Genomic DNA, 23,572 nt, shown 5'->3' with positions numbered 1-23,572 from the left:
AGCTCCCGCCGACTGCCGGAAACCCGACCTCCGGTCTCGATCGCCACATGTTAGCTATGCTCATCAACCCCCGCGGAAGTCTCCGGACCGACACCCGTTCGCAGAGCGGTGGATACCAGTTACCTCGGGTAGCAGTTTCCTTTGCCGATCAATTGCTCTAACTTGGTGACAGCTCGCCCCGGCTTTCGGGCCCGGTGGACACTTTCAGCCCCTCCGGGGTGGCACGGTCGGGAGCCTGCCCCTCGAACCGAGAGCTCGTTTCCATGCCGTCCCTCGACGACCTCATCCTCGACGCCGTGCTCGATCTGCTCCAGACCCGCAGTTCGACCGATCCGGCGTTCCGGGATCGTGCATGCGCCCAGCTCCTGCGACTCCTCCAGGCCCGGCAACAGCAGCGGGAACCGATCTCGGCTGCACGCACCGTCACACTCGCCACCGGCACCGACCTCAGCCCGCTCGGCCGAGACGCACTGCGCCGATCCGCCGCCAGGTACAACGACACCGTGACGGTCGATCTCCTGGCCGCCCTGGAGGCGACCCTCACCGAGCGGGACGAACTGTCCTCGGCGCTCGCCGTCACAGCAGCGGCCCGGCACCCCACCGTCCAGCCGTGACAGGACCGATCTCACCACCGTGGTGACCTTCCGGCCGGTGAGCCCCGACCTCCTGATCACGACCGTCGCCGCGTTCTGCCGGGCGACGGCGGGACGCGTCGTCGTCGCGGTCGACGGCGCGGACGCCGCGAACCCCGTCACGCTCGCCACGGCCGTTGCCGCAGACCTGCGCGCCGCCGGCCGGCCCGCCGCGGTCGTCGATCTGCACGACTTCGTCCGGCCGGCATCCGTGCGTCTCGAACACGGCCGCCACGACCCGCACGCCTATCGCGACGCCTGGTTCGACTACTCCTCCCTGCACCGGGAGGTTCTGGCCGGGCTGCACACGCGCGGCGCCTATCTGCCGCGACTGTGGGACGAGCACACGGATCGCTCGGCGCGGGCCCGCGTCCGCCCGGCGGCACCCGACCACGTCGTCCTGGTTGCCGGCCCGATGCTGCTGGGGCGGAGCCTGCCGTTCGACGTCACCGTGCTCCTGGAGACGAGCACGGCGGCGCTGCGCCGACGCACACCCGCGGAGGACGGATGGACCGTTCCCGCGCTCGCCGAGCACGGGAGAACCGTCACCGAAGCGCCGGACGTCGTGGTGCGCTACGACCACCCGGACCGGCCCGCGATCCTCGTCGCCCGCTGACCCTCACGAGTCAGTCACGCTGATAGCGGGTGAGCCCCTCCTGCACGACGGCGGCGACGAGGTTGCCCGTGCGGTCGAAGATACGGCCCTGCGTCAGGGCGCGGCCGAAGCCGGCCGACGGCGAGAGCTGGTCGTAGAGCAGCCACTCGTCCGCGCGGAAGGGACGCAGAAACCACAGGGCATGGTCCAGCGAGGCCGACTGGAGGTGCTCGCAGGGATGCGGAACACTCGCCGAGCCGAGCAGCGTCATATCACTCATGTAGGCGAGGGTGCAGACGTGGAACACCGGATCGTCCGGCAGGACGTCCCGGGAACGGAACCACACCTGCTGGCGCGCAGCATTTCCCGGAAACGGAGCGACGTCCTCCCTGCGGACCAGCCGCAGGTCCCAGTCCGACCACTCGTGAGCCAGCCACGCCGTCACCGGATCCTCTGCCTCCGTGGCGGACGGGACCTCGTCCGGATCCGGCACCTGCGGCATCTCGTCCTGGTGCTCGATGCCCTCGTCGCCGGAGTGGAACGACGCCGACATCGTGAAGATCGCCTGCCCCTGCTGGATGGCACTGACCCTGCGGGTCACGAAGGAACGTCCGTCCCGGATGCGGTCCACCAGGTACACGATGGGCAGCACCGGGTCCCCCGGACGCAGGAAGTACCCGTGCAGGGAGTGGACCGTGAACTCCGGGTCGACGGTGCGCACGGCGGACACCAGCGCCTGCCCGGCCACCTGGCCCCCGAAGGTGCGTTGCAGCATCGTCTCCGTCGCAATGCCGCGGAAGATGTCCTTCTCGAGCCGTTCGAGCTCGAGGATCTCCGTGATGGACGCCATCGACTCCCTTTCCGCGGTGGGACGGCACGTGCCCCGGGACGACGAACGCCCCGGTCGCCGCGCTCAGGCTAGCAACCGGGGCGTCCCCGTCAGACCGGAAGGTGCCGGACCGTCACCACCCGCGCTCGGCGAGCCGGTGCGGCTGCGGGATGTCGTCGACGTTGATACCGACCATCGCCTCACCGAGACCGCGCGAGACCTTGGCCAGCACGTCGGCGTCGTCGAAGAAGGTGGTGGCCTTGACGATCGCGGCCGCACGCTCGGCCGGGTTGCCGGACTTGAAGATGCCGGATCCGACGAACACGCCCTCGGCGCCGAGCTGCATCATCATGGCGGCGTCGGCAGGGGTGGCGATGCCGCCCGCGGTGAACAGGGTGACGGGAAGCTTGCCGGCCTTGGCGACCTCGACCACCAGGTCGTACGGCGCCTGCAGTTCCTTCGCGGCGACGTAGAGCTCGTCCTCGGGCAGCGAGGTCAGGCGCCGGATCTCCTGGCGAATCTTCCGCATGTGGGTGGTGGCGTTGGAGACGTCGCCGGTGCCGGCTTCGCCCTTGGAACGGATCATCGCCGCGCCCTCGTTGATCCGGCGCAGCGCCTCGCCGAGATTGGTCGCGCCGCAGACGAACGGAACGGTGAACGCGAACTTGTCGATGTGGTTGTCGTAGTCGGCCGGGGTGAGGACCTCGGACTCGTCGATGTAGTCGACTCCGAGGCTCTGCAGGATCTGTGCCTCGACGAAGTGCCCGATCCGGGCCTTCGCCATCACCGGGATGCTGACCGCCTCGATGATGCCGTCGATCATGTCCGGATCGCTCATCCGGGAGACCCCGCCCTGCGCACGGATGTCGGCAGGCACCCGCTCGAGCGCCATGACCGCGACCGCACCGGCGTCCTCGGCGATCTTCGCCTGCTCCGCGGTGACGACGTCCATGATCACACCGCCCTTGAGCATCTCGGCCATGCCGCGCTTGACCCGAGCGGTGCCGGTGGTGGGGGTGGTGTCGGGCGTGCTCACAGCGAACTCCTCGGTGGAAACGTCGATGACGGTGTGACGGTGGTCGGGTGTCTGTGCGCGGTGGACCGCGCTCACGCCCCGATTCTAGGCGGGACCGGCCGCAGTCTCCGTATCCAGTCCAGACCTTCCGGACTGGACTGCTCGTGCCGGACGCTCGCCGGCCTCACCCGGCCGACGATCAGTGCACCGACCGGACCTCGACGTCACGGACGCCGTCCGCGACCGCGGCCGCTTCGTCGAGCAGCTCGGGGAGTTGTTCCGGGTACACCGTCTCACCCGCCTCGGCGAGCTCGCGCATCTCCTGTGGACCGCACCAACGGTATGCGGTGACGGCCTGCTGCTCGAGCTCGGTGAACCCGTCGTGGTGCGGTTCGAACTCCTCGGTGCGCAACGCATAGAACAGTTCCTCGGAGCGGATGAGCCGACCGCACCAGTTGAACACCGCCACCCGGCGCCACATCGGCCCCCGCAGATCGTCCTCACCGACGGCGAGCCCGGTTTCCTCGCGCACCTCGCGCACGGCGGCCGCGCGCAGCGACTCCCCCTTCTCCACCGCGCCGCCGATCGTGAACCAGAAGTGCACGTCCGGCACCGACGGATCGTGGCCGCGCAGCAACAGCACCCGTCCCGCGGAATCGAGCAGCACCACCCGCGACGACGTGCGGGTGGCATCGGCGACGGGGCCGTGCGCGCGATCACCCGCCGCACGCTCGGTGATCTCGAAGTACGTGGGCAGTGCGGCGGTTCCGCCGAGATGCAGCCAGCGCACCGGCCGCCGGGTGCGCAGCGCCAGGGTGTCGCGGACGGCGTCGTTGTGGAAACGCCGGGCGATGAGCACGCGCGCCTCCGCGTCGGCGAGTTCGGCGACCAACTGCGGGCGCACCCGGGTGATGTCCACCGTCGACACGGCCGAGGACAATGTGTTCTCGGCGACCTCGCGATCGCCGCGATCCGCGCGCTCGGCGTGGTCGGCGAGCGCAGCCAGGGGTTTCGCCTCGGCGGCCGGCAGGTCGACCGCGATGGCACGGACCACGACCGCGCGTCGCGCGAGCGCCGAGTCCAGCGCCTGCCAGGACAGATCGGACCGCACGTGCAGCCGGTCGAGCCGATTGGCGGTGCCGTACGCCCACAGGCCGATCAGCAGGATCGCCAGGGCCACCAGCGCGATGACCGCGATGGTGAGCGCGGAGAACGTCACGAACGCACCTCACGGACGTGGACCTTGCGGCCGCCGACGGCCACCGTCTCGTAGACCCGCAGGATCTGTTCGGCAACGACGGGCCAGTCGTACCGGGTGACCAATGAGCGTCCCTCGGCGACGAGGGCATCGCGGCGCGCGGTGTCGGACAGCACGGTGTCGAGGGCCTCGGCGAGCGCCTCCCCGTCTCCGATGGGGACGAGTATTCCGGCGCGCCCGTCCTGGAGGACCCGACGGAATGCATCGAGCTCGCTGGCGACCACCGCGGTGCCCGCGGACATCGCCTCGACCAGCACGATGCCGAAGCTCTCGCCGCCGAGATTGGGAGCGCAGTACACGTCGGCGCTGCGCAGCGCCGACGCCTTCTCCTTGTCGTCGACCTGACCGAGCAGGGTCAGGTGTCGTGCCGTCGGCCCGGCTTCGCGCCGCAATCGCTCCTCGTCGCCGCGCCCGATCACCAGGACCTCGAGATCGGGGTGGCGTTCCACCAGTGCCGGCAGCGCCCGGAGCAGCACCGCCATCCCCTTGCGGGGTTCGTCGTAACGGCCGAGGAACGCGATGGTGCCGCCGGCACGGGGATAGCCGGGCAGCGGCGGTGCATCCGCGAACGAGGCGACGTCCACGCCGTTGGGGATCTCGACGGCGTCCGACCCGAGCGCCTCGACCTGCCACCGGCGCGCCAACTCCGACACCGCGATGCGACCCGAGATCTTCTCCAGGTACGGCTGGAGGACGCTCTGGAACGTGCTCAACACCAGCGACTTCGTCGTCGAGGTGTGGAACGTGGCCACGATCGGCCCCTCCGCGACCCGCAACGCGAGCATCGACAGGCTCGGCGCGTTGGGCTCGTGGATGTGCAGTACGTCGAAGTCCCCGTCCGAGATCCACCGCCGGACACGCGCGTTCGCGGTCGGGGTGAAACTCAGCCGCGCCACCGATCCGTTGTACGGCACCGGGAGCGCTCGGCCTGCCGACACCACGAAGTCGGGGAGTTCCATGTCCTCGGAGGACGGCGCGAGCACACTCACCTGATGGCCGCGTTCGATGAGGACGCGGGCCAGGTCGACCACGTGTGCCTGGACACCGCCCGGTACGTCGAGCGAGTACGGGCAGATCATCCCGATCCTCACCGCCCCTCCCCTCGCTCCTGTCCTTCCGCGGGTTCCTGTGTTTCCGTACGTCCTTCCATGCGGGCGAGGCGCGCCTGCGAGAGGTCGGACAACCACAGCGGCTGCAGCATGTGCCAGTCGGCGGGGTGGGCGGCGATGTTGGCGGCGAACCGATCGGCCAGCGCCTGGGTGGCCGCTGCCACCCCCACCGAGGTGTCGACGGCCGGGTCGATCCGGAAACCCCAACCGCCGTCGACGAACCAACAGTGCACCGGCAGCAACGCGGCCCCGGTCTCCTCGGCCAGTTTCGCCGGGCCCGCCGGCATCCGGGTCGGCTCGCCGAAGAAGGTGACCGGAACACCCTTGGCGGCGAGGTCTCGTTCACCGAGCAGCGTGACGATCTTGTTCTCGCGCAACCGCTGTGCCAGTACCGGGAAGGGAGGCGCCTCGCCGCCGCTGAGCGGGATGATCTCGAACCCGAGGCTCTCCCGGTACGCCACGAACCTGCGGTACAGGGACTCGGGCTTCAGACGTTCGTTGACGGCGGTGAGCCCGCCCCAGTGCTGTACGCACCAGACGCCCGCCATGTCCCAGTTCCCGCTGTGCGGCAACGCCAGTACCGCGCCCTTGCCTGCCGCCTTGGCCGCTTCGAGGTGCTCGGCACCCTCGATGAACGGATCGAGAGCCTCCCCCGTCTTCGTCAGGTCCATCGACGGGAGCCGGAACGCCTCGCGCCAGTACCGCGCGTACGAGCGCACCGAGTCCCGGACCATCGCGTCGGGGACCTCGTCGGCATCCACGCCCAGCACTCGGGCCAGGTTCTTCCGCAGTTGCTCGGGGCCGCCCTTGCGGACCGCCAGATCCGCGCCGAGGTCGAACAACCGGGTGGCCACCGACTCGGGGAGGGCACGCACCAGCCGCCACCCCGCCGCGTACCCGGCGTCGGTGAGTCGTCCGGAGAGGTTCACTGCTCGGTCGCCTCGCCGTCGGGGGTGCGGGTGTCAGCGGGCGCCAGCGGCAGCAACTCACGGGCACCGTCCGCGCTGCGGACTGCCCACACTCGCTGGAACACCGTGACCACGCTGCCGGCCGCGAGCAACCACATGGCGATGTGAACGGCCCACCCCAGACCGAGCCCGGTGAGACCGGCACCGACCAGCACGATGACCAGCCGATCCGGGCGCTCGATCAGGCCGCCGTCCGCCGAGAGCCCGCTGGCCTCCGCCCGCGCCTTCGCGTAGGAGATGACCTGCGAGGTCACCAGGCAGACGAGCGTGGCGATCAACAGGGGCTTGCTGTCCTCGTGATAGACCGCCCACCACGCCAGGCCCGCGAAGATCGCGCCGTCGGCGATGCGGTCGCACGTGGCGTCGAGCACGGCACCGTAGCGGGTGCCCCCACCACGCGCCCGGGCCATCGCGCCGTCCAGCATGTCGAACATGACGAACATCCAGATGACGATGGTGCCCCAGAACAGATGACCGCTGGGGAACAGCGTCAGCGCCGCGACCACGGTGGCGATCGTGCCGATCACGGTCACCGCGTCCGGGGTGAGTCCCGTCTTGATCAGGGCACGCCCCAACGGCGCCGTCACCTTGGCCACCGACGCCCGGCCGAAGAAGCTCAGCACCTCGGAAACCCCATCCTCACCGAGACGCAGGCACCGCGTCGTCGAGTCCTCGGTTCGTTCATGCCCCTGCCTCGTTCTTCACAGCTCGGCGTTCTCCAAAGCTCGGCGTTCCTTCACCGCTCAACCAAGTGGCTGATGGTACCGCCCCGGCGCGGGCCGATCCTCGTCCCACGCCTTCGCCAGCAGGCTACGGGTCTCGCGCAGCAACTGCGGCATCACCTTCGTCCCGCCGAGCACGGTGATGAAGTTCGCGTCGCCGCGCCACCGGGGCACGACGTGCTGATGCAGGTGCTCGGACAGCGATCCCCCGGCCTCCGCGCCGAGGTTGAGGCCGACGTTGAACCCGTTCGGATTCGACACCCGCTTGATCACCCGTAACGCCTGCTGCGTGAACGCCATGAGCTCCGCGCTCTCGCCGTCGGTGAGGTCCTCGAGCGCCGCCACCTTCCGGTACGGCACCACCATGAGATGTCCCGGGTTGTACGGATACAGGTTGAGCACCGCGTACACGTGCTCACCCCGCGCGACGACCAGGCCGTCCTCGTCGCTCATCCGGGGGATGTCGAGGAACGGTTCGCCGGTACCGCCCTCCGGCTTGGGCGCCTCGGTGATGTAGGACATCCGGTGCGGAGACCAGATCCGCCGCAGACGGTCCGGATCACCCGCACCGACGTCCACCATCTCGGCGGTTCCGGGCAGCTGATCGTCGTGACGAGTCATCCGGTCACGCCCGTTCCGACGAGGCGATGGTTCCGGACGGGCGGACGAGTTCCGCCGTCGGGCTGGCGTTCTCGCGGCGCGAGATCCACTCGGTGACCACCGCGACGGCGTCGTCCACCGGCACCCCGTTGACCTGGGTGCCGTCGCGGAATCGGAAGCTCACCGCGCCCGCCTCGACGTCCCGCTCCCCAGCGAGCAGCATGAACGGCACCTTCTGGGTGGTGTGCGTGCGGATCTTCTTCTGCATCCGGTCGTCGCTGACGTCCACCTCGGCGCGGATTCCGGCTGCCTTCAACTTCTTCACGACGGCGAACAGGTGATCCTCGAAGGCCTCGGCCACGGGGATCCCGACCACCTGCACCGGCGCGAGCCAGGCAGGGAACGCGCCGGCATAGTGCTCGGTGAGCACGCCGAAGAACCGCTCGATCGAGCCGAACAGGGCCCGGTGGATCATCACCGGACGCTTCTTCGTGCCGTCGGAGGCCGTGTATTCGAGGTCGAACCGTTCGGGCAGGTTGAAGTCGAGCTGAATGGTCGACATCTGCCACGTGCGTCCCAGTGCGTCCTTCGCCTGCACCGAGATCTTCGGGCCGTAGAACGCGGCCCCACCCGGATCCGGGACCAGGTTCAGGCCCGACGCCTCCGCGACCTCGGCGAGTGTGGCGGTCGCTTCCTCCCACACCGCGTCGTCGCCGACGAACTTCTCCTCGTTCTTCGTCGACAACTCCAGATAGAAGTCGTCGAGACCGAAGTCCTTCAACAACTCCAGCACGAACTGCAACAGACTCGCGAGCTCGTCGCGCATGTCCTCACGGGTGGTGTAGATGTGCGCATCGTCCTGGGTCATGCCACGGACACGGGTCAGCCCGTGCACCACACCGGACTTCTCGTAGCGATAGACCGACCCGAACTCGAACAACCGCAGCGGCAGTTCCCGGTAGGACCGGCCGCGGGCGCGGAAGATCAGGTTGTGCATCGGGCAGTTCATCGGCTTCAGGTAGTAGTCCTGACCCGGTTTGCGAACCGTGCCGTCCTCGTTCAGCTCCTCGTCGACGTGCATCGCCGGGAACATTCCGTCCCGGTACCAGTCCAGATGGCCCGACACCTCGTACAGGTGCCCCTTGGTGATGTGCGGGGTGTTGACGAACTCGTAGCCGGCCTCGATGTGGCGCCGACGCGAGTAGTCCTCCATCTCGGTGCGGATGATCCCGCCCTTCGGATGGAACACCGGCAGGCCCGAACCGAGCTCGTCCGGGAAGCTGAACAGGTCCAGTTCCGAACCGAGTTTGCGGTGATCGCGGCGCTCGGCCTCGGCGAGCAACTCGAGATGCTCGTCCAACGCCTCCTTGGACTCCCACGCGGTGCCGTAGACGCGCTGGAGATCGGCGTTGTTCTGATCGCCACGCCAGTACGCGGCGGAACTGCGGGTGAGCTTGAACGCGGGAATGAACTTCGTGGTCGGGATGTGCGGGCCACGGCACAGATCGCTCCACACGCGCTCCCCGGTGCGCGGATCGAGGTTGTCGTAGATCGTCAGCTCCTTGCCGCCGACCTCCATGATCTCGGGGTCGTCGGAGAGCGAGGAGTCGGCGACCGACTTGTCACTGATCAGCTCGAGCTTGAACGGCTCCTTTGCGAGCTCGATCCGCGCGTCCTCGACGTCGTCGACGACCCGGCGGGAGAACCGCTGCGCGCCCTTGACGATCTGCTTCATCCGCTTCTCGAGCTTGGTCAGATCCTCCGGGGTGAAGGGGCGCTCCACCTGGAAGTCGTAGTAGAAACCGTCCTTGATCGGCGGGCCGATTCCCAGCTTCGCGTCCGGGAACTCCTGCTGAACGGCCTGGGCGAGCACATGGGCGGCCGAATGCCGGATCACGGACCGGCCCGCCTCGGTGTCGGCCGCGACCGGCGCCACCTCGACGTCCTCGTCGGGCGTCCACGAGAGATCGCGCAACTGCCCCTCGGCGTCCCGGACGACGACGACGGTCTCCGGGCCCTTCGTCGGGAACCCTGCCTCACGGACCGCGGTGCCCGCCGTGGTTCCCGCAGCCACCCGGACGAGTACGGTCGGTGCGTCGGGTGCAGGCGTCGTCACGACGGTCTTCTCCTTCATGTGTGAGACCCGGAGGGGGCCGGGCGCCGATGAGGCTGGGCACCGGGAGGTGCCAGACCATGCTATCGGCACGGAGCTGCCCCATCTCTCGCGGCACTCTCGCGCCCCGGGCGGGAACGGGGCGGTGCGGATCAGAGCGCGCGGATCCCCGCGAGGACACGCTCGAGGAGCTCACGTCCGGGCCCCGCATCGCCGGCGGTGTCGTGGAGACGGACGGCGCCGTCCGCGACGAGATCGCCGACCAGGACCCGGGCCACTCCGATCGGCATCGAGGTCAACGCCGCGAGTTCGGCCACCGAACGCGGGCGAGCACACAGCACATACACCGAACGATGATCGTCGTCGTCCCGGGCGGTGGGCGGATCGGCGACGGCCGAGACCAACGTCTCGAATTCGAGTTGGACCGCGGGGCGCGTCCGTCCGCCGCTGCGGACGAACGGCCGGACGAAGGAGATCGCCGAGCCGTCCGGGTCGTCCGGCGCAGGAATCCCGTCCGGGTCGCCCGGCGCCGCTGTCACAGCGGACGCCGGAGCACGAACCTCGTCCACCGCGGCGGAGACGCGAGTGGCCGAGCCGGGCTCCCGATCACCACGCTGCGGCGAGTTCTCGCCGTCCGCGAGATGGCGCGGACCGGCCTCGCCGGAACGCTCGGCACGGGTGCGTCTGCGGCGGCGGGCGCCTGATCCGAACCGTGCTCCGGTCGCGCCGATCACCGGCCAGTCGTCGTCGGCGACAGTCATCCGCTCGCTACCTCCTCACACGTCCCGGGTGCGCGTGGAGAAATCGTTCCACCTCCATGTTTCCGGAGGATGACATCCCGGGAGGGTGTCGGAAAGCACAGGGACCGCGCCTGAGTCGGGGCCGGCGTCGGCCGACTACGAGAACGGGCTGCGCAACCAGTCGTGATCGAGGCCCACCCAGGGGCCGACCAGGCCGAACGTGCCGAGTACCCACAGCGTCACCACCACGACGAGCGCGGTGAAGAGTGCGCCCGCCACCCGGATCACCAGCGACTGGGCGACGTACCAGCCCATGAACCGGTCGTAGCGGACCCGTACGAATCGCAGGACACGATGGGCCCACGCGAACTCGGACGAGAGGATGCCCAGACCGGCGAAGACGATCAGCCATCCCGGCCCGGGGTAGGGAATGGCGATGACGCCGACCACGAGCACGATCGTGCCGACCACACCGACCGCGGTCCGGTAGGCCAGGTTCAGGGACCGGTTTCCCGCGACCCGCATCCGCCACCGCATCCACCGCCCGGCACTTTCCGGATCGGCGACGTCCGCACGATCCGCGCGGCGCGGGTCGTCGCGGTCCTCTGCGTCGTATGCAGTCACGTGGGTTCCGTCCCGGGATCGTTCCACTGGCTCACTTCGACAGTACCGACTCGATCGTCCGGGTCGTCCGGCACCACGACAGCACGCTCGGGCAACATAGAAACGACAGAAGGCGCGATCCGGACAGTGTCCGGATCGCGCCTTCGGTGGTGGTCCCGGCTGGGATCGAACCAGCGACCTCCCCGGTGTGAACGGGACGCTCTTCCACTGAGCCACGGGACCGCGAGGACGCGACGAGCACGCCCTCGAACGAGTTGGAACACTAACACGTACCCGGGGCACGGACAAAAAACACCGCGTGAACCCCCCGAGGGTGGAGCGTCCGGCCCGAGTCGGCGGTGCCACGGAGCCGCACGTGCCTCCACGACCCGCTCGTGACCTGCGGATTTGTGGATGCGAGTTGCGGTCGGCTAATGTTCTCAACCGCACCAGGGAGAACAATTGCGCTCTCCGGTCGAACGGTGCAATGCGGATGTAGCGCAGTGGTAGCGCATCACCTTGCCAAGGTGAGGGTCGCGGGTTCGAATCCCGTCATCCGCTCGAGAGGTTGGACTCAACCTTCGCGGTGGAGTGGCCGAGTGGTGAGGCAACGGCCTGCAAAGCCGTGTACACGGGTTCGATTCCCGTCTCCACCTCGCGCGATTAGCTCAGCGGGAGAGCGCTTCCCTGACACGGAAGAGGTCACTGGTTCAATCCCAGTATCGCGCACCATGATCGACAGCGGGACCGGGCGACGGGAGACCGTCGCCCACATGCGGATGTAGCGCAGTGGTAGCGCATCACCTTGCCAAGGTGAGGGTCGCGGGTTCGAATCCCGTCATCCGCTCCACCTCTCCACCCGGCGCGATTAGCTCAGCGGGAGAGCGCTTCCCTGACACGGAAGAGGTCACTGGTTCAATCCCAGTATCGCGCACCACAGGTACACGAGGGCGGCCCCCGGCACTTGCCGGGGGCCGCCCTCGTCTCCCCCCTCCCCTTCGTTCGCCACCCTCCCTCGCCACCCTCCCCTGCCTCCCGCCCCGTGGGTGAAGGTGCCCTACGCCTCCACAGACCGGGCGAACGGTCCCTTCACCCGGGGCGGGAGAGCAGAGGGGTGCGGGAGATGCGGGGTGCCGGGAGCTCGGGTGCGGGCCGGTGCGCGGGACGCTCAGCCGTGCAGGCGGTTGGCCGCGGCGACCATCGCCCGCAACGCGGATTCGGTGGTTCCCTCACCGAGACCGAATGCCCAGCCACTTCGACCGCCGGCCTCGCACAGGACCAGGGTGGCCGTCCGGCCGTCCCACTGCTGCTGATGGAAGCCGAGGATCTCGATGGGACATCCGCTGTCGTGCAGCAGGGCGGTCAGCGCAGACATCGGACCCGGCGCGACGGCCTCGGCCCGCCGGATCGACGTGCCGACCCCGAACGTGGTCCGGAACTCCCACTGCCCCAGGCCACACTTGCGTGCCGACCACGAGCCCAGGCGGATCGGCCCGCCGGTCGGCGCATAGGTTGCGGTGAACTCCGCCCAGGACATACCCGCCGCCTCCTCGCGCAGGCCCCGCGGCAGGCGCAGTCCGGCCGTCTCGACCGAGGTAGGGGCGAACGAAGCAGAGGCATCGGCGGACGACGCGTGAGAGGTGAAGGAATCAGAAGCAAAAGTGGTGGTCATCGTCGTGGTCTTCCAGATGTAGCGGGGAGGACCAACACGTAGCAGAACGACCCGCAGCGAGGGGTCGGTCCGAATCAGACCCCGCTACGGCGGCGAACTACTACGAGGATGCGCTTCATGATTCCGCCACTCTAGCGCCGAGCACCCGCGGCGGCAAACTCGAACCCGATTCGAATATGAGGTTTTCCTCATGTATTGTTCGTGGCAGTCATCCGCTCCCCGGATGGCGTCGGAGCCCCAGCCGTGACCCCCCATCCTCGGCTGGGGCTTTCCCATCCCCACGAGCCGTCCCACGACCCACGACGGGTCGGCGAGCTCCCCGAAGGCGGCATCCCCGTCGCCACCGCTCCCGTGGCCTATCCTTCGAGACGACCGGAACACACACGGGACGCGAAAGAACGGTGAGGCCGTGACTGTCCAGATCGACGCCGCGGGGATCTGGGATTCCGAGACGATCGCCGACGTCGCCGCCGCGACGTTTCCTCTCGCGTGCCCACCGGAGGCATCGCAGGACGACATCGCCGCATTCATCGACGAGATGCTCTCCGCGGAGCGCTTCTCGGAATATCTCACCGACCCGAATCGCACGGTCCTCAAGGTCACCGAGAACGGTGCGATCGTCGGCTACGCGATGCTCGTCGACGGCGAGCCCACCGATCCGGACGTGGCCGAGGTCGTCACCCTGCGGCCCACCACCGAGATCAGCAAGCTGTACGTCGTCCCCGGGCACCACGGCTCCGGGGTGGCCGCTGCACTGATGGACGCCATCGTCGAACGTGCGCGGGCGGCCGGACGTGCCGGGATCTGGCTCGGCGTGAACCAGAAGAACGTTCGGGCCCAACGTTTCTACATCAAGCACGGCTTCGCGCAGGTCGGGACGAAGAGCTTCGTCGTCGGCACGCAGCGCCACGACGACTTCGTGATGGAGCGTCCGGTCGAGGCCTGATCCCACCGGCGAGGCTCGCCCCACCGGGCAGGGTCAGCTCGCGGTGACCTCGAAGCGGGACAGCGCGAGCAGACGCGACGTGGCGCGCAGGTACTTCTTCTTGTAGCCGCCGGCCAGCATCTCCGGGGTGAAGATCTCGTCGAGCTTCGCGCCGGAGACCGTGACGGGGATGCTCTCGTCGTACAGGCGGTCCGCGAGGACCACCAGCCGCAGGGCGACCGACTGATCCGGCGCCGCGTGCACGCCGTCCAGGTAGACGGCGGTGACGCCCTCGACGAGCTTCTTGTAGCGCGAGGGATGCAGGGTGCCGAGGTGGCGGCACAGCTCGTCGAAGCTGTCCAGCGTGGCACCGTCCACGGTGTCCGCGAGCTCGTGCAGTTCGTCCGACGGGATCGGGTCCGGCGCGGGCGGGAGGTCGCGGTGCCGGTAGTCCGGGCCGTCCACCCGCAGCGTCTCGAAGATCGATCCCAGCTTCTTGATCTCGCGGAGGAAGTCCTGCGCCGCGAAACGCCCCTCACCGAGCTGTCCGGGAAGCGTGTTGGACGTGGCGACGATGGACACGCCACGCTGCGAGAGTTCGGCCAGCAGTCGCGAGACCAGCATCGTGTCGCCCGGATCGTCGAGCTCGAACTCGTCGATACAGAGCACCGAGTGGTTCGACAGCTGTTCGACCGCCTGATTGAAGCCGAGTGCGCCGACGACATGGGTGAGCTCGACGAACGTCCCGAACGCCTTCGGCGACGGGGAGCTGTGGTAGATCGACGCGAGCAGGTGCGTCTTGCCGACACCGAAGCCGCCGTCCAGGTAGAGGCCCGCACCGGTGGCGGGAGCCTTCTTGCCGAACAGCCCGCGGCGGCCGCCGCCGCGGATCTTGGCGACCTTCTGCGCGAACTCCTCGGCCTTCGCGACCGCCACCGCCTGACTGGGCTCGTTCGGGTCGGGGATGTACGACGCGAAACTCACCTCGTCGAACATGGCCGGGGGCACCATCTGAGCTGTCAGCTGATCCGCCGGTACCACAGGAGTGCGATCGACGAGGCGTGAATGCATACAAACAGAGTATCCACGTGCTGTGATCTTCTCTGTGTACCTGCTGGATAATGCGACCCACCTCACACCCGCGTCCCCGGCGACCTCCGGGAATGCCACCGAGTACGGCCGAGGAGAACTCACCCGCGACGAGCTGACCAGGCTGTACGCCTACCCCGACGTCACCCGCCCCTGGCTGCGGATCAACTTCGTGGCGAGCATCGACGGGGCGATCGCGGTCGACGGTTCCAGCGGCGGGCTGGGCACCCCCGCGGACAAGAGCGTCTTCGGGCTCCTGCGGCAGCTCGCCGACGTGGTCGTGGTCGGAGCGGGCACCGCCCGCGCGGAGAACTACGGCGGCGTCCGTACGAGCGCGGCGGCGCGCGACCGTCGCGTCACCGGCGGCCTGGCGCCGGTCCCGCCGGTCGCCGTCGTCTCCGCCCGGGCGATGATCGATCCGGACTCGAGGCTGTTCACCGATACGGCCGTCCCGCCGATCGTCGTCACGAGCGACGATGCCGACCCCGTCCGGGTCCGCCGGCTGACCGAGGCAGGCGCGGACGTCGTCGTCGCCGGGGAGCGCACGGTCACCAGCGCCGGGCTCGTCGACTTCCTCGCCGAGCGCGGGTTCACCCGGGTGCTGTGTGAGGGTGGCCCCGGTCTCGTCGGCCAGCTCATCGCCGACGACGTGGTGGACGAATTGTGCCTGACCACCTCGCCACTGCTGGTCGGTGGCGGGGCCGCGCGGCTGGCCGTCTCGGACCACACCGCCCGGATCTCGATGGCTCCCGCGCACGTCCTGGCGGACACGGACGGCACGATCCTCACCCGATGGGTGCGTGTGGCTGCGGGGTGATCGAACCTGGCAGGCTGTGCTGCATGCGCAGACCGGTGTTGCTGGCGATCGTCCTGGCGGTGTGCTGTGCGTGTGGGGCCGGCCCGTCGGTGCGCCCGCACGTCGCGGTCGAACGGGAACCCGGCCCGGTGGCACCGGAGGAATCCGTCGACGATCCCGCCGTGGACACGCCTGCACCGCTGGGCGTTCCGGAGCAGGATCTCGCCTGGGGACCGTGCGACGCGCAGCTGCCCGCGCCGCAGGGCGTGACGCTCGAGTGCGCCCAGTACGAAGCACAGATCGACCCCGGTGGTGCCCTGCCCGGATCGTTCACGATGGGCGCATTGCGGGCGCGCGCGGCGAACACCCCAGAGGACGCCGCGCCCCTGGTGTTCACCTCGGGCTCCGACCGGCCGTCGACGGAGCTGATCGGCGAACTGGCCGCGGGCGGTCTCGGACCGCTCCTGGCCGCGCATCCGATCGTCGCGGTCGATCGCCGCGGCACCGGCTCGTCCACCGAGATCGACTGCCTGCCGGTCCAGGATCGGCACGACCTCGCCGATCTGGGGCAGTTCACGATCGGCAGCAACGACCGCGTCGAGCGCCTGTCCGCGATCTCGATCGAGGCGACGGTGGCGTGCACCGACTATCTCCAGCCTCAGGAACTGACGTTCGACACCGCCCATGCCGCGGACGACATCGAGGCCTTGCGCCTGCTGTGGGGCGTGGACACCCTCGGACTGATCGGCTCCGGGAACGGGGCCTCGGTCGCGCTGGCCTTCGCGGCGAAGTACCCCTCGAACATCGGCCGGCTCGTGCTCGACTCGCCCGAGGCCGTCGCCGTCGACGCCGGGACCGCGGCGGAGCATCGCGTCCGCGGCGCCGAGGCGGCACTGGACGCGTTCGCCGCGCAATGCGTGGCGCTGGCCTGCTCCCTCGGACCCGACCCACGAGCCGCGCTGACCGACCTGGTCGTCCGCGCCAGGGAGGGACGGATTCCGGCGACGTCGTCCAACGCGGTGCTGACCGCCCTCACCGGCACTCTCGCGGGCGGAGCCGGCGATCGCGCCGCGCGGGTCCGCGGACTCGCCGACGCTGCCTCGGCGGCCCTCGCCGGCGACCCGACACCGATCGGTGCCCTCGCGAACGCCGCGGGGGCCGACGGGGACGGCCGGTTCGTGGCGCGCTGCACCGATGCCCAACAGCTACCGTCCGGCGATCGGGTGCGCGAGTTCCAGGCCGAGTGGGCCGAGCGCTATCCCGTGTTCGGTCCCGAGGCCGCGCTCGAACTCGTCTCCTGCACGGCATGGCCGGCCACGCCGCCGCCCGCCATGCCCGCGGAACTGGACGTTCCCGTGCTCTTCCTGGTCGGTACCGGGGATCCGGTGGCCGGTGGCGAGGGCCTTCCGGCCGTCACCGGGGCCGTCGGCAACGCGGGCGCCCCGCACTCGACGATGACGTGGCACGGCAGCGGCCATCCGGCGATCCAGTCCGAATGTGCCCAGCGTGCCGTCGTCACCTATGCCGCGGACGGCACGCTCCCGCCGGGCGGCAGCGCCTGTCCGGCGTGACCGCGCGCATACCCGGAGGTGACCGGCACGCGAACAAGCAGGGGCAGGTCACCGCGGTCCGGTCCGCGCCGGTGTACCGTGCCGTAGTGTTCCTTCGACGTCTCGAACCGCGCACGGCGCGAACCACCAGCGAAGTGGTCAACTTCGTGTTGTGGCCGATCGCTATCCTCACCGCGCTCAACCGCGTGGTCATCAAGGCGGTCAACGGTCACTACATCACCGACGACTTCCGCCCGGTCTACGACGCGGCGCTGGCCTTCCTCAATCGCCGGCCGGTGTACACCGCGGACTTCGGTTCGGTGGACCCGCACTATCTGTACCCACCGTCGGGCACCCTCCTGATCGCTCCCATCGCAATCCTGGACCCGGAGCGGTCCCGCTGGCTGTTCATCCTGGCCAACGCGATCGCCATCCTCATCGCCCTGTACCTGCTGCTGCGCCTGTTCGACCTGGCGATCACGTCGATCGCGGCGCCGATCCTGCTGCTGGCGACGTTCAGTTCCGAGACGGTCACGAACACTCTCATCTTCACCAACATCAACGGTCTGGTGTTCCTCGGCGAGATGGTGTTCCTCACGCTGTTGATGAAACGCAAGGACCTCTGGGCGGGCGCGGCGATAGGCCTCACGTTCGCGGTGAAACCGATCCTCGCCCCACTGCTGCTGTTACCGCTGGTACGGGGCCAGTGGAAGGTGTTCGTCACTGCCGCGGGCATCCCTCTGGTTCTCACCGCGGTCGCCTGGCCGCTGTCGGTCGACCCGATGGACTTCGTACGCCGCACGGTCCCGTACCTGAGCGAGTCGCGGGACTACTTCAACAGCGCGATCGTCGGCAACGGGATGTACTACGGGCTGCCCACCGCGCTCATCTGGGGCATGCGTCTCGGCTTCCTGGCCATCGTCGTCGCGTCGCTGTGGCTACTGTGGCGCTACTACCGCAAGGACGAGCTGTTCTACGTCGCCACCACCACCGGCGTGCTGTTGACGGCGTCGTTCCTGCTCGGGTCGCTCGGCCAGGGGTACTACTCGATGATGCTGTTCCCGCTGCTGATGACGGTCGTCCTGCGGAACTCGGTGATGCGGAACTGGCCGGCATGGCTCGCGGTGTACGGGTTCATGAGCTACGACAGCTGGCTGTCGAGCCGCTTCCTCACGTCGGGCCGGGCCGCAGAGTACATGCGCACCACGCTCGGCTGGAGTCTGCTGCTCCTCGTCGTGTTCGCGGTGCTGCTGTACCGCTATCTCGCGGCGCGGCGCGACGGACGCCTGGACGAGGGTATCGATCCACCGTTCCTCCGCGAGGACGCGCCGGCGCGCCGCGACCGTGCCCCCGATGCCCCCGAGCCGGAGGCGACTACCGCACCTGCCGGACGCTGACGCCACCACGTATTAGCGTGGAGCCATGAGTTCCGCACAGCAGGGTCCGGGCGAGCCCGAAGTCGCCTTGTCCGACGAGGAGTGGCGGGCACGTCTGTCACCACAGGAGTACGCCGTGCTCCGGCAGGCGGGCACGGAGCGTCCGTTCACCGGGGAGTACACCGACACCACCACCGAGGGCGTGTACTCGTGCCGGGCGTGTGGCGCCGAACTGTTCCGCAGCACCGAGAAGTTCGAGTCCCACTGCGGATGGCCGTCGTTCTTCGATCCCGCGGACACGGACGCGGTGATCCTGAGGGAAGACGATTCGCTCGGTATGCGCCGGGTGGAGGTTCTGTGCCGCAAGTGCCACAGCCACCTCGGTCACGTCTTCGAGGGCGAGGGCTACCCGACGCCCACCGATCAGCGGTACTGCATCAATTCGCTGTCGTTACGGCTCGAGCCCGTCGAGAGCTGACAACGCCGCGCCGAAGACCTCCTCCTGGACGGGCCGCCCCTCGCACCACACCACGTTGCACCGGGACGACTCGTACGGGCCGACGCCGAGAAGGATCGCGGCGACGTTCTCCACATCGAGGATGCGAGCCAGGTCACCGGGTTCGCGGACCAGCGGCACCCGCGGATCCTCGATCCCGTAGGGATCGACGAACGGCTCGCCGGGCACATCCACCACGGCCGCAGCGACTCGGCGGAAGTACTCCTTGACGTCCGGATTGGAGGTGCCGGTCAACACCCCGGTGAGGTTCCCCGGGTCGATCCTGGTCGGCACGCCCATGCGGACGATCACCAGATCCCGGCTCGGCACCACCGCGACGAACTGCCCGAAGGCACCCGAGAACGCGTACATGTCCCGCGGTGAACCCGCGAACACGGGATACGGATAGTGGTGGGCATCGGGCACGTTCACCCCGCGGTACGAGTCTCCGGCATTGAGCCACGTGAGGAACCCGTAGCCGCCGTTCGCTTCCGTCGGTGTCCGCAGTTGCCGGAGGTAGCCGGGGTCGATCAGGTTCCGGTCTCCCCAGCTGCCCTCGTTCAGCATCAACTGGCCGATCCGCGCGAGGTCGGAGGGCCGCATCGCCATGCCACCGTTGACGGCGGTGTTCCCGCTCCGGTCGCGGAGCCATACCCACCGGTCCCGCTCCACGCCCAGCGGACTCAGGAGTTCGCTGTGTACGAAGTCCTGGAAGTCACTGCCCGTGGTGACCTCGACGACTCGGGGCAGCAACGTGAGCACCGCCTGTGCGTACTGGAACCGGGATCCCGGCGCATAGTCGAACGGCGCGTTCAGGTTCTGTGACACCTGATCGGTGGCCAGTCCGGCCACGTCCGCCGGCCAACTGAACCGCAGCCCGGTCGTCTGGGTGAGCACCTGCCGCACCGTGAGGGCGGCGTGCTCCGCGTCCGCCTCGGGGAAGAACCGCCCCAGGCGATCGTCGACGTCGAAGTACCCCAGCGTGATCGCACGTCCCACCGCGAGCGCGGTGACGCCCTTGGAGGCGCTGAACAACGGCAGCAGCGCGTCCTCGGCGGACCCGCGGGAACCGACCAGGCACCCGTGTCGATAGATCTGGACGGCATACCCGCCGGACCGCTCCCCCAGGGCCAGTGCGTCGTCGACGGCTGCGGCGTCCATACCCACCGACTCCGCGTCCCGGCCGTCGAACTGCTCCCCCACCCCCGGAACCGCACACGCCGCCGTGTCCGCCACCGGCCCGGCCACCGCCGGTACTCCCGACGACGCCACCACGATCAGCGCGAGCGAGGCCGCCCATCGCACCGCACGCCCACACCTCATCGCCGTGGAACCTCCGTGTCCGTCCGTGCACATGTGATACATGCGCGTCTCAGAAGGGGAGACTATGACGATGTGACGTGAAACACAAGAAGGAGTGGGTCAGCGGGCGCGGATCACCGGCGGGTCATAGGCACGGATCGGAGGAAGATCGCCGGTCCACGGCTCGATCTCGACCAGCACGTGCTGACCCGTGCACCCCTGGGACAGCGAGGAGCTACCCACGTCGGCCGTGAGGACGTTCGGGTTGCCGTGCACGCACAGGGCATCGGGGTCGGACGGATCGAGCGGGTCGTACCAGGCACCGGTGGACAACTGCACCACCGAACGGCGCACTCCGTCGTCGAGAACCAGCCCGGCCAGGCAGGCGCCCCGATCGTTGAACACGCGGACCACCTGCCCGTCGGTGAGACCTCGCGCGGCCGCGTCGTCCGGATGCATCCGCAGCGGCTCGCGGCCCTGCACCTTCGAATCCTGGCTGGTGGCCCCGTGATCGAGCTGACTGTGCAGCCGGGTGCGCGGCTGGTTGGCGATCAGGTGCAGCGGATAGGTTCCGGCACGGTCTCCGCCGAGCCACTCCTGCGGCTCGTACCACTGCGGGTGCGGGCCACAGTCGTCGTAGCCGAATCCGGCGATGTCCTTCGAGTAGATCTCGATCTTCCCGCTCGGTGTCCGCAGCGGATTCCGTTCCGGGTTCTCGCGGAAGTCCTCGAACAGGACGAGGTCGTCCTCGGTCCGCATCCGAACGGAACCGCGGGCACGGAACTCGTCGTAGTCCGGCGCGTCGCCTCCGTCGGCGAGGACGAACTCGCGCCACTGCCCGTAGAGGTGCTCGAGCCACTGCCGCGACGAACGTCCCTCGGTGAACTGGTGACCCACCCCGATCTTGTACGCGATCTCGGCGAAGACGTCGTAGTCGTCGCGCGCGTTCGCGTGCCGGGGCACCGCCGCGTGCATGGCCACGAGCAGCGGATCGTTGCGGGTGCAGCTGAGGTCGTCGCGCTCGAGCGAGGTGGTCGACGGCACCACGATGTCCGCATGCCTGGCCATCGGGGTCCAGTACGGGTCGTGCACGACGATCGTCTCCGGCCGCGCCAGTGCACGGCGCAGCCGAGGAAGGTCCTGGTGATGATGGAAGGGGTTACCGCCCGCCCAGTACACCAACCGGATGTCCGGGTAGGTCAGACGCGTGCCGTCATAGTCGAACTGCTCCCCCGGCTTCAGCAGCATGTCGGAGATCGCCGCGACCGGGATGAAGTCCGGGACCGGGTTGGTGCCCTGGGGAAGGGTCGGCAGCGGATACGGCACGGGCGCCAGGCCGGGTTCGTTCATCGATCCGTAGCCGTGGCCGAATCCGCCTCCGGGAAGCCCGATCTGGCCGAGCATCGCAGCCAGGGTGATTCCGGCCCACGGTGCCTGCTCGCCGTGGCGCACGCGCTGCAGCGACCAGGTCACGGTGACCATCGTCCGGCGCGACGCCATCTCCCGCGCCAGATCCTCCAGGTCACCTGCCGGGATGCCGGAGAGTCCTTCCGCCCACGCGGGGGTTTTCGGGACTCCGTCGGCTGCGCCCAGGAGGTAGGCCTCGAACTCCTCGTACCCGGTGCAGTGGGTGTCGAGGAACTCGCGATCGTGCAGCCCCTCCGTCGCCAACACGTACGCGAGGGCGAGCATGACCGCCACATCGCTGCCGGGCACCGACGCGATCCAGCGGTGCTCGCCGCTCACGTCGTCGCGGAGCGGGCTGAACGAGACGATGCGCCCGCCCCGACGTCGCAGCGCGTCGAGCGCGCCGCGGGTCGGGTGGTTGCTCGTGCCACCGTGATTGATGCCGGTGTTCTTCACCGGGATGCCCCCGAAACACACCAGCAGATCGGTGTTCTCGGCGATCACCGGCCAGGAAGTGGAGCGCGCGAACAGCTTCCAGTGGGTACCGATCACCCGCGGCATGATGACCCCGGTCGCGCCCAGCGAGTAGCTGTGCACCGAGCGCGTGTATCCGCCGAGGGTGTTGAGGAAACGATGGACCTGACTCTGCGCGTGGTGGAATCGTCCCGCGCTCGCCCACCCGTACGAGCCCCCGTAGATCGCGGAGTTGCCGTGCCGGTCGACGACGCGCCGCAGTTCGCGGCCGAGGAGGTCGGTGAGCTCGTCCCACTCGACCGCGACGAACTCGTCGCTGCCCCGCGCGGTGCTCGGTCCGGGCCCGTTCTCGAGCCAGCCGCGCCGCACCACCGGGCCGGTGACGCGCGCTCGGCCGGTCGATCCTGCGATGTTCCCCAGCACCGGCGAGGGGTCGGCGTCACCGTGATACGGGTGCGCCGCGACGACCTCGCCGCCGGCCACCTCCGCCTCGAACATGCCCCAGTGGGACATGTGTGGGACCCGCAGGTTGCCGGTCATGCCTGGGCCGGCCATGTCACTGCCGGCCATGTCACTGCCGGTCATGTCACTGCCGGCCATGTCACGGCAGCGCGCGGACGAGCTTGCCGACGTCGACGCGGGGTCCGGAGTAGAACGGGATCTCCTCACGCACGTGCCGGCGGGCGTCGGTCGCGCGGAGATCCCGCATGAGGTCCACGATGCGGTGCATCTCGGGCGCCTCGAAGGTGAGGATCCACTCGTAGTCGCCGAGCGCGAACGCCGGCACGGTGTTGGCCCGCACGTCCGGATACCCGCGCGCGGCCTTCCCGTGCTCGACCAGCATCGACCGGCGCTCCTCGTCCGGCAGCAGGTACCACTCGTACGAGCGGACGAACGGGTAGACGCAGATGTAGTCGCCCGGCTCCTCACCCGCGACGAACGCCGGGATGTGGCTCTTGTTGAACTCGGCGGGCCGATGCAGTGCCACGGTGCTCCACACCGGGGTACTCGCCCGTCCGACCGCCGTCGTGCGGCGGAAGTCGGCGTAGGCCGCCTGCAGTGCCTCGAGGCTCAGCGAGTGCGTCCAGATCATGAAGTCGGCGTCCGCACGCAGGCCGGCGACGTCGTACAGACCCCGCACCACGACGTCCCTGTCGGCGAGACCCTCGAAGAAGAGGCGGGCCTGCTCGATCGCCGCCTGCCGATCGTCGCCGAGTATCCCCGGCCGGGCCTGGAATACGGAGATCATCGAGTAGCGGACTTCGGAGTTCAGCTTGTCGTAGTCGAGGCGTGCCATGGGT

22 protein-coding genes and 6 tRNA genes are annotated in these 23,572 nt (G+C 69.1%); 12 read left to right on the top strand and 16 right to left on the bottom strand.

The annotated features are described in order from the left end of the window. The first annotated feature begins 263 nt into the window (after window positions 1-263). Entirely contained in the window at window positions 264-614 is a 351-nt protein-coding gene (locus tag G4H71_RS20640; RefSeq protein ID WP_072738128.1) for a hypothetical protein, read from the top strand. Window positions 615-633: 19 nt separating this feature from the next. Beyond that, window positions 634-1,248 (top strand): nucleoside/nucleotide kinase family protein, encoded by a 615-nt coding sequence (locus tag G4H71_RS20635; RefSeq protein ID WP_072738127.1) that lies wholly within the window; start codon window positions 634-636, stop codon window positions 1,246-1,248. A gap of 10 nt (window positions 1,249-1,258) precedes the next feature. On the opposite strand, the gene G4H71_RS20630 is transcribed toward G4H71_RS20635, so the two are convergent. The 11 genes from G4H71_RS20630 to G4H71_RS20580 form a co-directional block, all read right to left on the bottom strand. Beyond that, complete coding sequence (locus G4H71_RS20630; RefSeq protein WP_072738126.1) at window positions 1,259-2,077, bottom strand: acyl-CoA thioesterase; 819 nt, start codon at window positions 2,075-2,077, stop codon at window positions 1,259-1,261. A gap of 112 nt (window positions 2,078-2,189) precedes the next feature. Beyond that, the gene (gene pdxS / locus G4H71_RS20625) at window positions 2,190-3,092 is read right to left on the bottom strand and encodes a pyridoxal 5'-phosphate synthase lyase subunit PdxS (protein ID WP_072738257.1); all 903 of its coding nucleotides are present in this window, start codon (window positions 3,090-3,092) and stop codon (window positions 2,190-2,192) included. A gap of 178 nt (window positions 3,093-3,270) precedes the next feature. Then, window positions 3,271-4,290 (bottom strand): NUDIX hydrolase, encoded by a 1,020-nt coding sequence (locus tag G4H71_RS20620; RefSeq protein ID WP_072738125.1) that lies wholly within the window; start codon window positions 4,288-4,290, stop codon window positions 3,271-3,273. Then, on the bottom strand, window positions 4,287-5,420 hold the full coding sequence (locus tag G4H71_RS20615) for a glycosyltransferase family 4 protein (protein WP_072738124.1): 1,134 nt from the start codon (window positions 5,418-5,420) through the stop codon (window positions 4,287-4,289). The genes G4H71_RS20620 and G4H71_RS20615 overlap by 4 nt, the downstream gene beginning before the upstream one ends. Beyond that, window positions 5,417-6,367 (bottom strand): phosphatidylinositol mannoside acyltransferase, encoded by a 951-nt coding sequence (locus G4H71_RS20610; protein WP_072738123.1) that lies wholly within the window; start codon window positions 6,365-6,367, stop codon window positions 5,417-5,419. The genes G4H71_RS20615 and G4H71_RS20610 overlap by 4 nt, the downstream gene beginning before the upstream one ends. Next, entirely contained in the window at window positions 6,364-7,029 is a 666-nt protein-coding gene (gene pgsA / locus G4H71_RS20605; RefSeq protein WP_072738122.1) for a phosphatidylinositol phosphate synthase, read from the bottom strand. Before pgsA ends, G4H71_RS20610 begins: the two co-directional genes overlap by 4 nt. A gap of 120 nt (window positions 7,030-7,149) precedes the next feature. Further along, window positions 7,150-7,749 (bottom strand): ATP adenylyltransferase, encoded by a 600-nt coding sequence (locus G4H71_RS20600; protein ID WP_072738121.1) that lies wholly within the window; start codon window positions 7,747-7,749, stop codon window positions 7,150-7,152. A 4-nt stretch (window positions 7,750-7,753) separates the two neighbouring features. Further along, window positions 7,754-9,844 carry a threonine--tRNA ligase gene (gene thrS / locus G4H71_RS20595; protein WP_072738256.1) on the bottom strand — a complete coding sequence of 697 codons (2,091 nt, stop codon included), beginning with the start codon at window positions 9,842-9,844 and terminating at the stop codon, window positions 7,754-7,756. A 149-nt stretch (window positions 9,845-9,993) separates the two neighbouring features. Then, on the bottom strand, window positions 9,994-10,602 hold the full coding sequence (locus G4H71_RS20590) for a DUF742 domain-containing protein (protein WP_072738120.1): 609 nt from the start codon (window positions 10,600-10,602) through the stop codon (window positions 9,994-9,996). 135 nt (window positions 10,603-10,737) lie between these two features. Beyond that, window positions 10,738-11,205: a TIGR02611 family protein gene (locus G4H71_RS20585; protein ID WP_139183274.1), complete on the bottom strand. Its 468-nt coding sequence runs from the start codon at window positions 11,203-11,205 to the stop codon at window positions 10,738-10,740. A gap of 147 nt (window positions 11,206-11,352) precedes the next feature. Beyond that, window positions 11,353-11,427 (bottom strand) — tRNA-Val (locus tag G4H71_RS20580). A 246-nt stretch (window positions 11,428-11,673) separates the two neighbouring features. On the opposite strand from G4H71_RS20580, the gene G4H71_RS20575 reads away from it, so the two are divergent. The 5 genes from G4H71_RS20575 (at window position 11,674) to G4H71_RS20555 (ending at window position 12,121) form a co-directional block, all read left to right on the top strand. Further along, window positions 11,674-11,745, top strand: a tRNA-Gly gene (locus G4H71_RS20575). 24 nt (window positions 11,746-11,769) lie between these two features. Continuing rightward, window positions 11,770-11,840: transfer RNA gene (locus G4H71_RS20570), tRNA-Cys, on the top strand. 1 nt (window position 11,841) lies between these two features. After that, window positions 11,842-11,916, top strand: a tRNA-Val gene (locus G4H71_RS20565). A gap of 43 nt (window positions 11,917-11,959) precedes the next feature. Then, window positions 11,960-12,034, top strand: a tRNA-Gly gene (locus G4H71_RS20560). Between the two features lie 12 nt (window positions 12,035-12,046). Next, a tRNA-Val gene (locus G4H71_RS20555) sits at window positions 12,047-12,121 on the top strand. A 231-nt stretch (window positions 12,122-12,352) separates the two neighbouring features. On the opposite strand, the gene G4H71_RS20550 is transcribed toward G4H71_RS20555, so the two are convergent. Further along, window positions 12,353-12,856: a 2-isopropylmalate synthase gene (locus G4H71_RS20550; RefSeq protein ID WP_072738118.1), complete on the bottom strand. Its 504-nt coding sequence runs from the start codon at window positions 12,854-12,856 to the stop codon at window positions 12,353-12,355. A 409-nt stretch (window positions 12,857-13,265) separates the two neighbouring features. Between G4H71_RS20550 and G4H71_RS20545 the strand changes: the two genes are divergently transcribed. After that, window positions 13,266-13,802, top strand: coding sequence for a GNAT family N-acetyltransferase (locus G4H71_RS20545; RefSeq protein WP_072738117.1), 537 nt, complete (start codon window positions 13,266-13,268; stop codon window positions 13,800-13,802). 33 nt (window positions 13,803-13,835) lie between these two features. Here the strand turns inward: G4H71_RS20545 and zapE are convergent, their stop codons facing one another. Continuing rightward, window positions 13,836-14,852: a cell division protein ZapE gene (gene zapE, locus G4H71_RS20540; RefSeq protein ID WP_072738116.1), complete on the bottom strand. Its 1,017-nt coding sequence runs from the start codon at window positions 14,850-14,852 to the stop codon at window positions 13,836-13,838. Window positions 14,853-14,874: 22 nt separating this feature from the next. Here zapE and G4H71_RS20535 point away from each other — a divergent pair, with 22 nt between their 5' ends. From G4H71_RS20535 to msrB, 4 genes are all read left to right on the top strand, one after another. Further along, the gene (locus G4H71_RS20535) at window positions 14,875-15,687 is read left to right on the top strand and encodes a pyrimidine reductase family protein (protein WP_083343117.1); all 813 of its coding nucleotides are present in this window, start codon (window positions 14,875-14,877) and stop codon (window positions 15,685-15,687) included. 23 nt (window positions 15,688-15,710) lie between these two features. Then, entirely contained in the window at window positions 15,711-17,237 is a 1,527-nt protein-coding gene (locus G4H71_RS20530; RefSeq protein ID WP_072738115.1) for an alpha/beta fold hydrolase, read from the top strand. A 71-nt stretch (window positions 17,238-17,308) separates the two neighbouring features. Further along, window positions 17,309-18,613: a glycosyltransferase family 87 protein gene (locus tag G4H71_RS20525; protein WP_072738254.1), complete on the top strand. Its 1,305-nt coding sequence runs from the start codon at window positions 17,309-17,311 to the stop codon at window positions 18,611-18,613. 25 nt (window positions 18,614-18,638) lie between these two features. Then, window positions 18,639-19,070 (top strand): peptide-methionine (R)-S-oxide reductase MsrB, encoded by a 432-nt coding sequence (msrB, locus tag G4H71_RS20520; RefSeq protein WP_072738114.1) that lies wholly within the window; start codon window positions 18,639-18,641, stop codon window positions 19,068-19,070. Here the strand turns inward: msrB and G4H71_RS20515 are convergent. The 3 genes from G4H71_RS20515 to hemQ form a co-directional block, all read right to left on the bottom strand. Further along, entirely contained in the window at window positions 19,044-20,411 is a 1,368-nt protein-coding gene (locus tag G4H71_RS20515; RefSeq protein ID WP_169847153.1) for a serine hydrolase domain-containing protein, read from the bottom strand. The two genes, msrB and G4H71_RS20515, sit on opposite strands and share 27 nt — an antisense overlap. Before the next feature lie 99 nt (window positions 20,412-20,510). Continuing rightward, on the bottom strand, window positions 20,511-22,826 hold the full coding sequence (locus G4H71_RS20510; RefSeq protein WP_371842448.1) for a molybdopterin-dependent oxidoreductase: 2,316 nt from the start codon (window positions 22,824-22,826) through the stop codon (window positions 20,511-20,513). A gap of 46 nt (window positions 22,827-22,872) precedes the next feature. After that, the gene (gene hemQ, locus G4H71_RS20505) at window positions 22,873-23,568 is read right to left on the bottom strand and encodes a hydrogen peroxide-dependent heme synthase (RefSeq protein ID WP_072738112.1); all 696 of its coding nucleotides are present in this window, start codon (window positions 23,566-23,568) and stop codon (window positions 22,873-22,875) included. Between the last annotated feature and the right edge of the window lie 4 nt (window positions 23,569-23,572).

The organism is Rhodococcus triatomae (assembly GCF_014217785.1).
GTDB classification, from domain to species: domain Bacteria; phylum Actinomycetota; class Actinomycetes; order Mycobacteriales; family Mycobacteriaceae; genus Rhodococcus_F; species Rhodococcus_F triatomae.
This window is presented reverse-complemented; position numbering and strand designations above follow the sequence as displayed.